The 15554-nt window shown below is 45.1% G+C and carries 9 protein-coding genes; 7 read left to right on the top strand and 2 right to left on the bottom strand.

Going from position 1 to position 15554, the window contains the following annotated elements; genetic code table 11:
• Positions 1-200 precede the first annotated feature (200 nt).
• Both AC06MN_RS14765 and AC06MN_RS14760 read right to left on the bottom strand, forming a co-directional pair.
• Positions 201-1088, bottom strand: a complete 888-nt coding sequence (locus tag AC06MN_RS14765; protein ID WP_475673140.1) for a DUF4421 family protein — start codon at positions 1086-1088, stop codon at positions 201-203.
• A gap of 203 nt (positions 1089-1291) precedes the next feature.
• Entirely contained in the window at positions 1292-3427 is a 2136-nt protein-coding gene (locus AC06MN_RS14760; protein ID WP_475673139.1) for a M3 family metallopeptidase, read from the bottom strand.
• 224 nt (positions 3428-3651) lie between these two features.
• Here AC06MN_RS14760 and AC06MN_RS14755 point away from each other — a divergent pair, with 224 nt between their 5' ends.
• The 7 genes from AC06MN_RS14755 (at position 3652) to AC06MN_RS14725 (ending at position 15353) form a co-directional block, all read left to right on the top strand.
• On the top strand, positions 3652-5619 hold the full coding sequence (locus AC06MN_RS14755; protein WP_475673138.1) for an amylo-alpha-1,6-glucosidase: 1968 nt from the start codon (positions 3652-3654) through the stop codon (positions 5617-5619).
• Positions 5616-6902, top strand: coding sequence for a glycosyltransferase family 4 protein (locus tag AC06MN_RS14750; RefSeq protein ID WP_475673137.1), 1287 nt, complete (start codon positions 5616-5618; stop codon positions 6900-6902). The genes AC06MN_RS14755 and AC06MN_RS14750 overlap by 4 nt, the downstream gene beginning before the upstream one ends.
• A 13-nt stretch (positions 6903-6915) precedes the next feature.
• Entirely contained in the window at positions 6916-8340 is a 1425-nt protein-coding gene (locus AC06MN_RS14745) for a virulence RhuM family protein (RefSeq protein ID WP_475673136.1), read from the top strand.
• A gap of 28 nt (positions 8341-8368) precedes the next feature.
• On the top strand, positions 8369-9556 hold the full coding sequence (locus tag AC06MN_RS14740) for a glycoside hydrolase family 57 protein (protein WP_475673135.1): 1188 nt from the start codon (positions 8369-8371) through the stop codon (positions 9554-9556).
• A 43-nt stretch (positions 9557-9599) separates the two neighbouring features.
• On the top strand, positions 9600-13826 hold the full coding sequence (glgP, locus tag AC06MN_RS14735) for an alpha-glucan family phosphorylase (protein ID WP_475673134.1): 4227 nt from the start codon (positions 9600-9602) through the stop codon (positions 13824-13826).
• Between the two features lie 85 nt (positions 13827-13911).
• Positions 13912-14346 carry an NfeD family protein gene (locus tag AC06MN_RS14730; RefSeq protein ID WP_475673133.1) on the top strand — a complete coding sequence of 145 codons (435 nt, stop codon included), beginning with the start codon at positions 13912-13914 and terminating at the stop codon, positions 14344-14346.
• A 59-nt stretch (positions 14347-14405) separates the two neighbouring features.
• Entirely contained in the window at positions 14406-15353 is a 948-nt protein-coding gene (locus AC06MN_RS14725; RefSeq protein ID WP_475673132.1) for an SPFH domain-containing protein, read from the top strand.
• Positions 15354-15554: the final 201 nt, after the last annotated feature.

Raw genomic sequence — 15554 nt, 5'->3', positions numbered from 1 at the left:
CAGTTATCAGTTGTCAGTTATCAGTTGTCAGTTATCAGTTGTCAGTTATCAGTTGTCAGTTATCAGTTGTCAGTTATCAGTTGTCAGTTATCAGTTGTCAGTTATCAGTTGTCAGTTATCAGTTGTCAGTTATCAGTTGTCAGTTTTTTCTGTTGGCAGATTATTCAAAAAAGTTCAATCCTTATTCACTTTTCACTTAATTAGAAGAATCTCCATCCAATGCTGGAATTCAGAATCCATCCGTTGGAATAGAGGTTGATGTTTGAGTTTGCATTTGAACTGGTGCGGTTGTATACGACGTTAAGGTTTAAGGAGAGTCTCTCCTCGATGGTGTAACATATCGAACCTCGCGTGACAATGGTGGGCGATATGGAGAACTTGTAATCACCTTTAACGTAGTTGCTGGGCAATTCTCCGGTTATTTTTTCACTTAAAGTGAACAAAACCATTGGCATAGCGGAAATATGGACTAAAAGACGAGACTTGAAAAAAAGGAAATTATAGCCATAGCCTCCGCCTATGGATGCTTGCCATAACGAAATGGTCGGGTTGCATGTTTGTGCCAATTCGCTCTCGTCAGTGAATAATTTGATCTTGTCGTAGAAAACGGAGGCTCCTAACAATATGCTTCCTGCATTCTTTAGTTGCTTGTAAGTCTGGGTAAGGGCGGCCGGATAGGAGAATTTTTTATAATTAAAGACATAATATCCGTTTACGGTCAGACGGTTGAAGTATTCGTTTGGATAGGAAAGACGGTTGTCGGGATTGTGAGTCTCGATTGTCGCCTCGGCATCTTTGTAGGATTGATATTGTAATTCGCCGCCAAATCGTTTGCCGTAGGATGAAAACTTGAAATCGCGGTTGTATCGGTTGGTTTGGTCGAAAGTGTAGCCGGCTTCCAAACTTTTATATGCCAGGGAGAATGATGACTTGAAGCTGAATCCCGAACCGATTTTTATGTTTGCATAATCACAGTCAGGTGTGCCGTTAAACCGTATCGTGAAATTGGAAAACGAAGAAATGCCGTTGATTTTGAACGACCAATTGTATTCAGGAAGACCGACATAGGAGCTGTCGCAATCAGTCATTCTGATTTCGTCTTTTTGGATGACAAATCGATCAATAAGTCTTTTTACGAGACCGTCTTGAGCGTAAGAAATGGAATGGCAAAATATAATAATTAAGCATATAAATAATATCCGTTTCATCTTTAAATTATATTACGGTGCAAAAATAAAAAAAAAAGGCTTTGGAAATACCAAAGCCTTTGAATAGATGAAATTTGTAATGATTATTCTAACCCTCTTGCTTTTAAGTATGGCTCATATTCGGGGTCTTGGCCACGGAATTTGCGGTACTGGACCATTCCTTCGTCGTTGCCGCATTCTTGCAGGCAGTTTAAGCGGAATGATGCTGCCAGTTTGTAATTGAAAAGATTGCCAGATGACTTGAAGTAGTTGAAGGCATCCTTGTCGAGGACTTCGGCCCATGTGTAGGCGTAATAGCCGGCACAATAGCCGCCATTGAAAATGTGTGAGAAATAAGTAGCGCGATAGCGTGGAAGAATTTCCGGCATCAGGCCGATTTCGTCCATGGCTTGTTTTTCGAAAGCATCGATGTCGATGTCTTCGTCGGTGGTGATTTCGTGCAGTTTCATGTCGAGGATTGAGGCTGCAATCAGTTCGGTTGTGTTGAAGCCTTGGTTGAACAAGGCGCTGTTCTCAATCTTTTCGATAAGGCTGTCAGGCATGATTTCGCCGGTCTGATAATGTTTGGCATACATGCGAATGACTTCGGGTTCGGCGACCCAGTTCTCCATGATTTGCGAAGGCAGCTCGACAAAATCCCGAGGCACATTGCCGCAGGTGCGGGTGTAAAGGCCGTCGGAGAAAAAGGCGTGGAGGCTGTGTCCGAATTCGTGCCACATGGTTTCGGTTTCGTCCCAGTTGAGGAGTGCCGGAGTGTCGCCTTGGGCTGGAGTGAAGTTCATTACGAGAGAAATGACGGGGAAGATCTTCTTGCCGTTGATGTCGTGGCCGCTGTCGCGGAAACTCGTACACCATGCGCCGCCGCTTTTTGAAGCGCGTGGGTAATAATCCATGTAAAGAATGCCAAGGAAATTGCCGTTAGGTTCGTAGACTTCGTAGGTCTCAACATCAGGATAATAGACCGGAAGGTTTTTGTTTTGCTTAAAGGTGATGCCGTAAAGTTTGCCTGCGGCATTAAACATTCCGTTGCGGACATTTTCCAAAGTGAGGTAAGGCTTGATTTGGTTTTCGTCGAAATCGTATTTCGCCTTGCGGAGTTTTTCGGCATAATACCACCAGTCCCATGATTCAAGTTTGAAATCGGCACCTTCGGCATCGGCGATGGCTTGCATTTCGGCAAGTTCCTTCTTTGCCAATTCCTGAGCCGGATTGAAAATGTTGATAAGGAAGGTGTCGACGGTCGGAGCGTCTTTTGCCATGTTTTCGGCAAGGACATAATTTGCGTAGTTGTCGAAGCCAAGCAGATGGGCTTTGCGGACGCGCAGTTTGGTCATTTCGTTGGCCAAGGCCTTGTTGTCGTATTCGTTGTTGTTGTCGCCGCGCATGAAATAGCCACGGTAAATCTTTTCGCGGAGTGCGCGGTTGTCGGCATATTGCAGGAAAGGAATCAGGCTCGGCTTTGAAAGCGTGAACACCCATTTGCCTTCCAGACTGTCGGCTTTGGCTTGCTCGGCGGCGGCATCGATGCTCGATTGTGGAAGTCCGGCAAGGTCGGTCGTGTCTTCGATGATGAGTTTGAAATTGTCGTTTTCCTTCAACAGATTGTTGCCAAATTGCAGGCTTAATGTCGAAAGCTGTTCGTTGATTTTGCTCAGTTCGGCTTTTTGTTCATCATCGAGGCCTGCACCGCTGCGGATGAAGTCGTTGTGGTATTTTTCAACTACGCGAATCTGCTGGTCGTTGAGATTCATTTCGTTGCGATGCTGGAAGACGTAATCGATACGCTCGAAAAGTTTCGGGTTCATGGCGATGCTGTCGCTGTGTTTCGACATCATCGGAAGAATCTGATTGGCAAGTTCTTGCAATTCGTCGTCGGAGTTGCATTCAATCATGTTGAAGAAAATGCTTGAAACCCTGTTGAGGATTTCGCCCGATTTGTCGTAAGGCAAAATGGTGTTTGCAAAGGTCGGAGTTGCCGGATTGTTGACGATGGAATCGATTTCGGCCTGCTGTTGGGCTATGCCGGCTTCGAAAGCGGGCAGATAATGCGAATTTTCGATTTTGTCGAAAGGTGGCACTTGGAAAGGAGTCGTGTATTCCGTCAGGAAAGGATTCTCTTCGACGGGATTTGGCTGCTGGATTTGCTGCTCCTGCTTGCTTGTGCATGAAGCTAAAGTGATGATACTTAGCGTAATCACATGTAAAAGTCTTTTTGACATGATATGATATATTTTTGTTGTTGCGTTTTTTGGATTCGTGCGCAAAGTTAGCTTTTTTCCATGAAAAAGCAGTCGCAATTCTAATTTTTTATGGGAAACAAAATTTGTTGATTTTTATTGTATTATTTAGTACCATTTCCTATTTTTGTACTTTCTTATTTAAGAGTATTTAAATATACTGGCGAATTATATTGTAATAATTTGAAAACTAATACTATAACTATATGATTTACATCTCTTTGGACAAAGATAAACTGGTCAATCTGGAGTTTTCGCTGAATCGCGAAGTGCTTCGTTCCAATTCGGCGGGTGCCTTTATGGCCACAACTTTGATTGGCTGCAATACGAGAAAATATCACGGACTGCTGGTCGTGCCTCAGCCTCAGCTGGATAAAAACAACCATGTGCTGCTTTCGAGTCTGGAAGAAACGCTTATTCATAATAAGGAGGAGTTCCATTTGGGCGTTCACATGTATCCTGATGGCGTTTTTGCACCGCGCGGTCACAAGTATCTCACTGAGTTTACGGCCGATCCGATGCCGCGACTGGTATATAATATAGGTAACATTAAGTTGACCAAGGAATTGATTTTTTCGAATACTGAGGCGAGAATCATGGTGCGCTATACCATGAACGAAACGCCTGAACCTGTGACTTTGCGCGTGCTGCCGTTCTTGGCTTTCCGCAACGTTCACATGCTCACGCATGAAAACCACGATGCCAGCCGTAAGGTTGAACTGGTGAAAAACGGAGCTTCGTGGCTTTTGTATAAGGATTATTCCAGGTTATATGTACAATTCTCGAAATCAGTTGAATATACGCATATTCCGCATTGGTATTACAATGTGTTCTATATCCGCGAACAGGAACGTGGCTATGAGGCGCAGGAAGACCAATTTGTGCCGGGTTTCTTTGAAATCACGATGAAACAAGGTGATTCCGTGATTCTTACGGCTGGCTTGGAAGAGAAAAATCCAGCTTCGATTAAGCGTTTGTGCGAAGCAGAAGAAAAGAAACTGTTGCCGCAGCACGATTTTGAGGAATGTTTAGTGAAGGCTTCGCAGCAGTTCATTATCCGTAACGACCAGGGAACGCGCCTTTGGGCGGGTTTCCCATGGTTTGGCAGTTGCAGCCGCGATATGTTCCTTTCCTTGCCGGGAATTGCCTTGGCTTTGGGCAATGAACGCACATTCAAGGAGTCGCTCGATTATCTGATTGAACGGATGAAAGGACCATTCTTCCCGCATCGTTATTATCAGAAAAGTCTGTATTTCACCGCAGTAGATTCGCCTTTGTGGTTCTTCTGGGTGCTGCAACTTTATGAAAAGATGTTGGACAAGGACAAGAAATCCATTTGGAGAAAGTACAAGGAACCGATGATAACCATTTTGGAAAGTTTCATTGCAGGCACCGATTTCAATGTGAAAATGCAGGACAACGGTCTGCTTTATGCTGGCAACAGCGAATTGGCTTTGACTTGGATGAATGTCTTTGCCGATGGTCATCCCTGGACACCGAGAACGGGATTGGCTATCGAAGTCAATGCGTTGTGGTATAATGCTTTGCGCTATGCTGTCGAGTTGCTGAAAGTCGCTGATGCAAAGAATCCTCTCATCGAAAAATGGCAATCTGTCGCTGATAAGATTGAAACTTCGTTTGCTGAAACGTTTTATGATACCGAAAACTGCGCTTTTTATGATTATGTAAACGGAAATGAACGCAATGCTTTGGTGCGTCCGAACATGATGATTGCCGCTTCTTTGCCGTTCACGCCAATGTCTGAAGAAATGCAGAAACGTGCTTTTGATATTGCTTATTCTGAATTGCTGACACCAAGAGGCTTGCGCTCGCTGTCGCCGAATTCCGAACATTATCAAGGCATTACGATTGGCAATCACAGCCAGCGCGAAAGGGCTTATCATCAGGGCACGGCATTTCCTTGGCTGATTTCGTTCTTCGCTGATTTGTCAGTGAAACTGTTTGGCAAGTCGGCATTGCCATATTTGGAAGACATTTACAATGGTTTTGAAATAGCTATTCAGGAAAACGGCATCGGGAGCATTTCGGAAATTTACGATGGCAATCCGCCGCACGAGGGCAGGGGCTGCATTTCGCAGTCGACAAGCGTGGGCGCTTTGCTCTATCTGCAATATATAATAAAGGTGTTAAATCAGAAAGGAGGCAAAAAATGAGAGTCTTGATGTTTGGTTGGGAGTTTCCGCCTCATATTACGGGAGGTCTCGGAACGGCTTGCTTCGGCATGACGAAGGGTTTGGCAAAGAATGGTGTTGAAGTACTTTTTGTGGTGCCGCGTGCCTATGGTGATGAAGACCAGACCAATATCCGTCTGCTGAATGCCAGTGATGTCACGATTGACATTGACCATGAAACCGAGAGAAGTTATTGGGAACGTGTGCAATACATGGAAATCGGTTCCAATATCATTCCTTACGTCGGTCCCGAACAGTTCGAAAATGTCATCAATGGCGAGCGTCATGTGGTTGAGCATTTCAATCACGGCAGTTCGGTCTTTGCGCGTAACTATCAGTTTTCGGGCAAATATGGCATGAATCTGATGGAAGAAGTGGCGCGTTATGCCTTGATTGGCTCCTCGATGGCAACGAAGCAGGACTTTGATGTGATTCATGCGCACGACTGGCTGACTTATTCGGCTGGCATTGCCGCCAAGGAAACGACGGGCAAACCGCTTGTGGTTCACATGCACGCCACCGAATTTGACCGTTCTGGCGAACATATCAATACCGAGGTCTTTGCCATTGAAAAGCGAGGCATGGAAGCTGCCGACCGTGTCATTACGGTGAGTAACTTGACGCGAAACATTGTCATTGAAAAATACGGCATTGACCCGAAAAAGGTTGTGACGGTGCATAATGCAGTCGAACCAAACGACAAGCCGAAGTCGGAATATGAGCGCAGTGGCTTGGATACAAAGGTCGTAACTTTCTTAGGCAGAATTACTTATCAGAAAGGGCCTGAATATTTCGTTGAAGCGGCTTATAAGATTTTGCAAGTCGCCCCGAACATCCATTTCGTGATGGCGGGAACGGGCGACATGCTTGAAAAAGTGATTCGCCGCGTGGCTGAACTGAAAATGGGAAGCCATTTCCATTTTACGGGTTTCCTGAAAGGCGAGGCCGTCGACCAGATGTTTGCCATGACCGATGTGTTTGTAATGCCTTCAATTTCAGAACCTTTTGGCATTGTTCCGCTTGAAGCTATGCGCTTGAATGTGCCTGTTGTCATCTCAAAGCAATCGGGAGTTTCCGAGGTGGTTAAACATGCCATGAAGGTTGATTTCTGGGACATTAACGGCATGGCGGATGCCATTTACGGTTTGTGCCGCTACAAGGCTTTGGCCGATTGCTTCAAGGATGAGGGCAAGGACGAAGTGGACAGCCTGAAATGGGAATTGGCAGCCAAGAAAATCAAGGCGGTTTACGAGAGCGTGCTATAATATAATAAGGTGTATGGATGACAATAACGATTTGACATTGTTTGAGGCGGAAGAAATGCCGTCGCCGTTTGATGCGATAAAGCAGGTCGATGCTTCGGGAAAGGCTTGGTGGAATTCGCGCAAGCTGGCCAAGGCTTTGGGCTATGCCAAATATTGGAATTTCGAGCGTCTGATTGAGAAGGTTTCGGTCTCTTTCGGGCATGGTTCGGGACTCCATTTGTCCGACCATTTGTCCGACCATTTGTCCGAGGTTGAGGAAATGGTTCGGCTTGGTGGGGGCACTTTCCGCAAGGTGAAATCGTATCTTTTTTCGGAAACTTTTTGCCTTGCCATCGCGATGAATGCGGATGAAAAAAAGCCTATGGTGAGGTCGGCGCGACAGTATTTTGGCGGTTCTAAATCTATTGATTTAATTCTTAATATATTGGAATCCAATGTTTTGCTGTATCGTTCCGAGCGCGGTAATATAAATGTTGCTGTAGTTTTCAATGATGAAACTTTTTGGCTTTCGCAGAAAAGAATGTCGGATTTGTTTGGGGTTGATGTGACCACGGTGAACTATCATTTGCAGCATATTTACGATTCAAATGAATTGTCTCCGAGGGCAACTATTAGAAAAATTCCAATAGTTCAAACTGAGGGTGGGCGTGATGTTTCGCGTCCGGTGCAGATGTATAATCTGGATGCCGTGATTGCCGTTGGCTATCGTGTGAACAGCTATGAAGCCACCCAATTCAGGATTTGGGCGACCAATGTCTTGAAGGAATTCATGGTGAAAGGTTTCGTTATTGACGACGAAAGGATGAAGCACGGACAAGCCTTTGGGGCCGATTATTTTGAGGAACTCCTTGAACGTATTCGCGAAATTCGTACTTCGGAGCGTCGCTATTATCAGAAAATCACGGATATTTATGCGGAATGTAGTTCTGATTATGATCCGAAAGCCGACACTACGCGCCATTTCTATAAGACGGTTCAGAACATGATGCATTGGGCTGTTACGCACCAGACGGCTGCGGAAATCATTTTCGACCGTGCCGATGCCGGCAAACCGAACATGGGTTTGACAAGCTGGAAAAACGCCCCCGATGGCCGCATTGTGCGTTCGGATGTCACAGTGGCAAAGAATTATCTTACCGAACACGAAATCAATGATTTGAATTTGCTTTCTACCTCGTTTTTAGATATGGCTGAATTGCGTGCGCAGCGCCACATCCTGATGACGATGAAAGATTGGAGCGATTATTTGAAGAAGTTTCTGCAAGGCAACGAATATGAAGTGCTTGAAGATGGCGGAAAGGTGACGCATGAAGAAGCCGAAGTCAAGGCTTTGGAAGAGTACGGCAAATACCGCCTCATTCAAGACCGCGAATTCCTCTCTGATTTCGACAACTTCCTTCGCGAAAGCCAGTTTTATAATGGAAAAGAATTAAAATAATATAGAAAAATATACAAAATACAATATCATGTCAAAATCAATTTGTTTCTATTTCCAAGTGCATCAGCCGTATAGGCTTCGCACTTATCGTTTCTTCGAGATTGGGAAGAAACATTACTATTACGATGATTACAACAACCGTATGTACATGAGGCGTGTGGCCGAAAAGTGCTATTTGCCCATGAATGAACTGCTTATGCACCAGTTTGAGAAATTCGGCGATAAGGTGAAAGTGGCATTCTCGTTTTCGGGCATCGCCATCGAGCAGATGGAGCAGTATGCGCCCGATGTGCTGGAAAGTTTCCAGAAGCTGGTTGCCACGGGCAATGTCGAGGTCTTGTCGGAAACCTACGCACATTCGCTGGCATCGCTTACTAATCCTGATGAATTCAAGCGTCAGGTGTTGGCGCACAAGCGCAAAATGAAGGAGGTTTTTGGCATCACGCCGAAGACTTTCCGCAACACCGAACTCATTTATAGCGATGAAATCGGTGCGGCAGTGGCCGATATGGGTTACAGCCTGATGCTTACCGAAGGTGCTAAGCATCTGTTGGGTTGGAAGAGTCCTAACTATATGTATGCCAATGCGATAAATCCAAAACTGAAAGTCTTGCTGCGTAACTTTAAGTTCAGCGATGAGATTGCTTTCCGTTTCGTGCAGGATTCCTTTACTGCTGATGATTTCGTGAATTGGTTGAACGAAATCCCTGATGATGAGGAAGTTGTCAATGTCTTCATGGATTATGAGACTTTTGGCGAACATCAGTCGGCAACAACGGGCATTTTCGATTTCATGGAACGTCTGCCAGAAGCCATTCTCAGCAACAGCGGCTTCAGTTTTGCTACGCCTCTCGAATTGGAAAAGACTTTGCAGCCGGTCTGTGCCGTGAATGCACCGAGTCCGCTTTCATGGAGTGATGAGGAACGCGACCTCACCGCTTGGTTGGGCAATCCATTGCAGGACGATGCCTTCAAGTCGCTTTATGACTTGTCGAACAAAGTGAAACGTATTAAGGATGAGGAACTTCACCAGGATTGGAACTACTTGCAGACCTCCGACAATTTCTATTATATGTGTACGAAATGGCTGTCGGATGGCGTCGTCCACAAGTATTTCAACCATTATCCTTCGCCTTACGATGCTTACGTCAACTATATGAATGTCCTGACTGATTTTGCGGATAGGGTAGAAAAGTTGTCGAAGAAAAAGGTATAAGGTTTTTTCTTATTTTTGCACCCATTTTTTATAGAATTATTCAATGAAAGCACCTGAATTTTTGTTTGAAACCAGTTGGGAAGTATGTAACATGGTAGGCGGAATTTACACCGTTTTGTCTACTAAATCCAACGAAATCAAGAATTTACTGAATGACAAGTATATCACTATCGGTCCTGATGTGGTGAAGGAATCGCATGAAACGTTGTATTTCATCGAGGATAATACCTTGTTCTCGAAATGGCGTAAAAAGGCTTTGGAGCAAGGTCTGAAAGTACGTGTAGGCCGTTGGAAGATCGAGAGCAGTCCGATTGCCATTCTGGTTGATTATACAACGCTCTATCAATCTAAGAATGAGATTCTTACTCATTTGTGGGAACAGTATCAATTGGACTCAATCCGTGGTCAGTGGGATTATATCGAACCGGTTTTGTTCGGCTATGCCGCTGGTCAAGTGATTGAAAGTTTTGCCAAATTCCATCTGCATCGCACCAACAATATTGTGGCGCAATTCCATGAATGGATGTCGGGCTCTGGCGTCCTTTATCTGAAAGAGCATTGCCCGCAGATTGCAACGGTTTTCACAACTCATGCCACCTACTTGGGCCGCGCCATTTCGGGCAACGGCTTGCCGCTTTATGACGATTTGAAGTCTTATCAGCCATCGGCAATGGCCATGCGTTTCAACATCGTTTCGCAACAGTCGATGGAGCAGAAGGCAGCCAAAAATGCCGACGCTTTCACGACCGTCAGCGACATTACGGCTCAGGAGTGTGAACAGTTCCTTGAACGTAAACCTGATGTGTTGACAATTAACGGTATAAATAAGCCTTTGCGTCAGAATGATGCTGAATTTTTGACCAAACGGAATGCTGCCCGTAAGCAGATTCTGAAGATAGCAAGCACACTTTGCGGCGAACAACTTGGCGATGACTGCCTGATGGTAATCAATAGCGGACGTTATGAGTTCAAGAACAAGGGAATTGATTTGTTCATTGAATCGTTGCGCCGTTTGAATGAGGACAAGAATCTTGCAAAAACCGTTCTCGGTGTGATTGCGGTTCCTGCAAATTTGGCTGGTCCTTCGAAAGATTTGCAATATCGCTTGGAAGGTCAGGCTGCCATTGAAGGCCATACCGCATTTCCAGCTACGCACCATATTTTCAACTATGAAAATGATGCCATTCTGAACACTTTGCGTAATTCTGGCTTGCAAAACGATGCCAACGATAAGGTGAAGGTGATGTTTGTGCCTGCCTATCTGAACGGAAGCGATGGCATTTTCAATTTGACCTATACGGAATTCCTTTCAGCATTCGATTTCTCGGTGTTTCCATCTTATTATGAACCATGGGGTTACACGCCTCTTGAAAGCGTTTCGGTCGGCATTCCAACCTTGACCACCGATTTGACAGGCTTTGGAAAGTTCGTTCAGAATGAAGGTGGTGTCGGTGAAGCCGTTACCGTAGTTGAACGCAAGGAAGGTTTTGGAAATCAAGTGGTTGATGCAATTGTCAACAAGATGCGTGATTTTATCGGCAAATCGAAGGAAGATATGGCGAAGATTGCTGCCGATGCGTTGAATTTGGCTGGTAAACTTTGCTGGAAAGAACTGATTTCCAATTATCAAAAGGCTTGGAACATAGCTTTGGACAAGTCTGGCAGCCGTCATTACATGTTGGAATCGGTGCCTTACGCCGATATGCTTCATGAAGTCACTTACGAGAAAACTGATGAACCGAATTGGAAGAAAGTCTTGATTCAACCTGTTTATTCTCAGGAAATGAGAAAATTACAGGAATTGTCGCGCAATATCTGGTGGTGCTGGAATGTCGATGCCATCGAACTTTTCGAATCCATCGACCCTGAGGCTTGGGTGGCAACGGAACAAAATCCGATTGCCATGATGGAAGGTCTGTCTTTGGAGCAGATTGAAAAGTTGGAAAACGATGTGGATTTCATTTCTCGTTTGAATGTGGTTTATGCTGATTTCCAACATTATATGTCGCAAAAAACGGCTCAAAAAGACCTGATTGCCTATTTCAGCATGGAATATGGCTTGATGAAGAGCCTGAAGATTTATTCCGGCGGTTTGGGTATTTTGGCTGGCGATTATCTGAAACAGGCTTCCGATTCGAATGTCAACATGGTTGGCATCGGTTTGTTGTATCGTTATGGCTATTTTGCTCAGGAAATTGCTGTTTCGGGCGAGCAGCGTGCCGATTATGTGCCGCAGAAATTCTCGCAGCTTCCGCTTGACCCTGTGCGTGATGAAAACGGCGAATGGGTGAAAATCAGCATTGCTTTCCCTGGCCGTTCGGTTTATGCTAAGGTTTGGCGCGTCAATGTGGGTAGGGTAGGCCTCTATCTGCTTGATACTGACATAGAAGAAAACTCGCAGGAAGACCGTGGCATTACAAGCCGTCTGTATGGCGGTGACAATGAAATGCGTTTGAAACAGGAAATGTTTTTGGGCGTTGGCGGTATCCGTGTCCTTGAAGCAATTGGCTTGAAACCAACGATTTATCATTGCAATGAAGGCCACGCTGCATTTTGCGGTCTGGAACGTTTGCGCACCTATATTAATAAGCATAACCTTGATTTTGATGTCGCTCTTGAATTGGTCCGTACTTCAACTTTGTTCACGACGCACACACCGGTCCCTGCTGGCCATGATGCTTTTGAAGAGCATTTGCTGAGGACTTACATGCCTCATTATGCGCATCGTATGAATATCAGCTGGGAGCGTTTCATGGGATTGGGTCGTTTCAATCCGAACAATACGGACGAAAAATTCTCGATGAGCGTTTTGGCTACAAATATGAGTCAGGAAGTGAATGGTGTGAGCCGCATTCATGGCCGTGTGTCGCGCGATATGTTTAAGTCGTTGTGGCCAGGCTATTTCGCTGAAGAAAACCATATCGGCTATGTCACGAATGGCGTTCATCTGCCAACTTGGGGCAACCGTTTGTGGCAACGGCTTTATAAGCAGACCTTTGGTGCCGATTACATTGACCATCAGTCGGATGAAAAGGTTTGGGAAAAAATTTACGGTGTTGCCGACGAAACCATTTGGAATATCCGTAAGCAGCTGAAGCATGAGTTTATGGTTTATCTGGCCGAAAAAATCCGCGTGGATATGCGTAAGCGTCAGGAAAGTCCGAAACTCATTATGCAGACCGTCAACAGCTTGAATGAGAATGCTTTGATTGTCGGTTTTGCCCGTCGTTTTGCAACCTACAAACGCGCTCATCTGCTTTTCGGCAATTTGGAACGTCTGTCGCAACTAGTCAACAATCCTGATAAACCTGTGATTTTCCTGTTTGCAGGCAAAGCCCATCCGAATGACAAGGCTGGTCAGGACTTGATTAAGATGATTGTCGACATCTCGCGCCGTCCTGAATTTGTCGGCAAAATATTGTTTATCAGTAATTACGATATGGAATTAGGCAGCCGTCTGACTTCATCTGTCGATGTGTGGTTGAATACGCCGACCCGTCCGCTCGAGGCATCGGGAACCAGTGGCGAAAAGGCCGTGATGAATGGTGTGCTGAATTTTTCCGTCCTTGATGGCTGGTGGGCTGAGGGCTACCGCGAAAATGCAGGTTGGGCCATTCAGGAAAAACGCACCTATCAGGATCAGCATTATCAGGATGAATTGGATGCCGAGACAATTTACAATACCTTGGAAAGTGAAATTGTTCCTTTGTATTGCACTCGTAATGAAGAAGATGTGCCGACAGGTTGGGTGACAAGCATGAAGAAATGTCTGGCCGAAATTTCGCCGAACTACACCATGAAACGTATGTTGGATGATTATTTCGACAGGTATTACAACAAACTCATCGAACGTACCAATTGGATGCGTGCCAACCGTTATCAGAAAGCTTTTGAAATCAATGCGTGGAAGAATACGATTCGTGCAAATTGGGACAAAATCGAAGTGAAATCCTTGATTTTGCCTGATACCAATGTTCGTCCGCTGACTTTCGGCGAGTCGTTCATTGCTGAAATCACGCTCGGAACACCTGGCATTAAGGCTGGCGATTTGGCAATAGAATTGCTTTTCGGCAATAAGGATAATGACGTGGTCAACGAAATCACTTCGGTCGAAAGCATGAAACTCGTCGATTCGGGCGATGGCTGGGCCAAGTATTATATTAAGGTGCCAATCAGCCGCGCAGGTGTCTATAACTACACATTCCGCGTCTATCCGACGAGTCCTATGCTGCCGCATCGTCAGGACTTGCCGTTGGTGAAATGGATATGATTTTTTCAAAAAAGGTTGCAACGTTGCAACCTTTTTTTTGTGAGAAATATTTACCTAAATTTGCAACATCAAAATTCATAAAATTATGGAAACATATCAAATTTGGCTCATCGCCGCAATCGTATTGGTGATTGTCGAAATCTGCACCGCAGGCTTCGGCTCAATCTGTTTCGCCATTGGCGCAGGCTTTGCCGCCCTTGCGGCAGGTCTTGGTGCTGGTTACACTTGGCAGATTCTCGTCTTTGCCATCGTCTCGTTGCTGACTTTCATTTTCCTTCGTCCCGTCGTGATAAAATTCCTCGACAGAAATTCAAAAGATGTGAAAACCAATGCGGATGCCTTGATCGGCAAAAAGGCACTGGTTTCGGAAGATATTGATTCCGTTGCCCATACAGGCCGCGTGAAAGTCGATGGCGATGAATGGAAAGCCGTCTCAGAAGATGGTTCCGGCATCGAAAAAGGCAAGGAAGTCGAAATCATCAGCCGTGATAGCATCATCGTCACCGTAAAATCTATCTGATTCAATAAACAAACCAAAAGTTAAACAATTCAACAACAAACAATTAAACATTAAACACTATGAATCCAGTTGTTCTCGTATTAATCATTCTCGTTGTGTTATACGTACTCAGCGGAATTAAGATTGTTTCCCAGTCGGAAACCATGATTGTCGAACGCCTTGGCAAGTACAACCGTACCTTGACTGCCGGCATCAATGTCATTTTCCCTGTCATTGAAAGGGCAAAGGACACCATCATTCGCCGTCAAAGCGGATCCATCGCCAGAACCACTCGCATTGATATGCGTGAGCAGGTCTATGATTTTGATAAGCAGAGCGTTATCACAAAGGATAACGTTATGACTGAAATCAATGCCTTGCTGTATTTCCAGATTGTCGACCCGATGAAGGCTGTCTACGAAATCCAGAACCTTCCTGTGGCCATCGAAAAACTGACCCAAACCACTTTGCGTAACGTGGTCGGTGAAATGGAACTTGATGAAACCCTGACTTCGCGCGACACCATCAACTCAAAACTCCGTAATGTTCTTGACGATGCCACCAACAAATGGGGTGTTAAGGTGAATCGTGTTGAATTGCAGGATATTACACCTCCTGAAAGCATCCGCCGCACCATGGAACTTCAGATGCAGGCTGAACGTAACCGCCGTGCCGAAATCCTGAAGGCAGAAGGTGAAAAGCAGTCGCAAATCCTGAATTCCGAAGGTGAAAAGCAGGCTCAAATCAATGCGGCTGAAGCTGAAAAGCAGGCCAACATCCTAAAGGCTGAAGGTGAAGCCCGCGCAAAGATTCTGCAAGCCGAAGCTGAAGCTACAGCCATCCGCAACATTAGTGAAGCTGTTGCTGACAAAGGCTCTGATCCTGTCAACTATCTGCTTGCCGTGAAGTACATCGAAACCTTGAAGGATGTTGCTGGCGGTCAGAATAATAAGACGGTCTATCTGCCATACGAGGCGTCCAACGTGTTGGGTTCGCTTGGCGGAATCAAGGACTTGTTCAACAAATAATCACTTGGTGATTGAAGCAAATGAGCCGCAGCCTTCGGGTTGCGGCTTTTTTGATGTTTTTTCCCTTAGTACATGACAAAAATTTCAAGAAGAGCAAAAAAACGGAAAAATCCGGTGTTTTTTTTAGTTAAAACACTTGCATAATATCTTGGAAATCAGTAACTTTGAAGAAAATTTCCTATGTTTTCCATAGCTACTGAT

Source organism: Candidatus Limimorpha sp. (assembly GCF_056203535.1).
This window is presented reverse-complemented; position numbering and strand designations above follow the sequence as displayed.

Excerpts from the sequence above, each read along its gene's own strand:
- glgP (WP_475673134.1), top strand. The coding sequence starts at position 9,600 with ATGAAAGCACCTGAATTTTTGTTTGAAACCAGTTGGGAAGTATGTAAC.
- AC06MN_RS14755 (WP_475673138.1), top strand. The coding sequence starts at position 3,652 with ATGATTTACATCTCTTTGGACAAAGATAAACTGGTCAATCTGGAGTTT.
- AC06MN_RS14750 (WP_475673137.1), top strand. The coding sequence starts at position 5,616 with ATGAGAGTCTTGATGTTTGGTTGGGAGTTTCCGCCTCATATTACGGGA.
- AC06MN_RS14740 (WP_475673135.1), top strand. The coding sequence starts at position 8,369 with ATGTCAAAATCAATTTGTTTCTATTTCCAAGTGCATCAGCCGTATAGG.
- AC06MN_RS14745 (WP_475673136.1), top strand. The coding sequence starts at position 6,916 with ATGGATGACAATAACGATTTGACATTGTTTGAGGCGGAAGAAATGCCG.
- AC06MN_RS14760 (WP_475673139.1), bottom strand. The coding sequence starts at position 3,427 with ATGTCAAAAAGACTTTTACATGTGATTACGCTAAGTATCATCACTTTA.
- AC06MN_RS14765 (WP_475673140.1), bottom strand. The coding sequence starts at position 1,088 with ATGACTGATTGCGACAGCTCCTATGTCGGTCTTCCTGAATACAATTGG.
- AC06MN_RS14725 (WP_475673132.1), top strand. The coding sequence starts at position 14,406 with ATGAATCCAGTTGTTCTCGTATTAATCATTCTCGTTGTGTTATACGTA.
- AC06MN_RS14730 (WP_475673133.1), top strand. The coding sequence starts at position 13,912 with ATGGAAACATATCAAATTTGGCTCATCGCCGCAATCGTATTGGTGATT.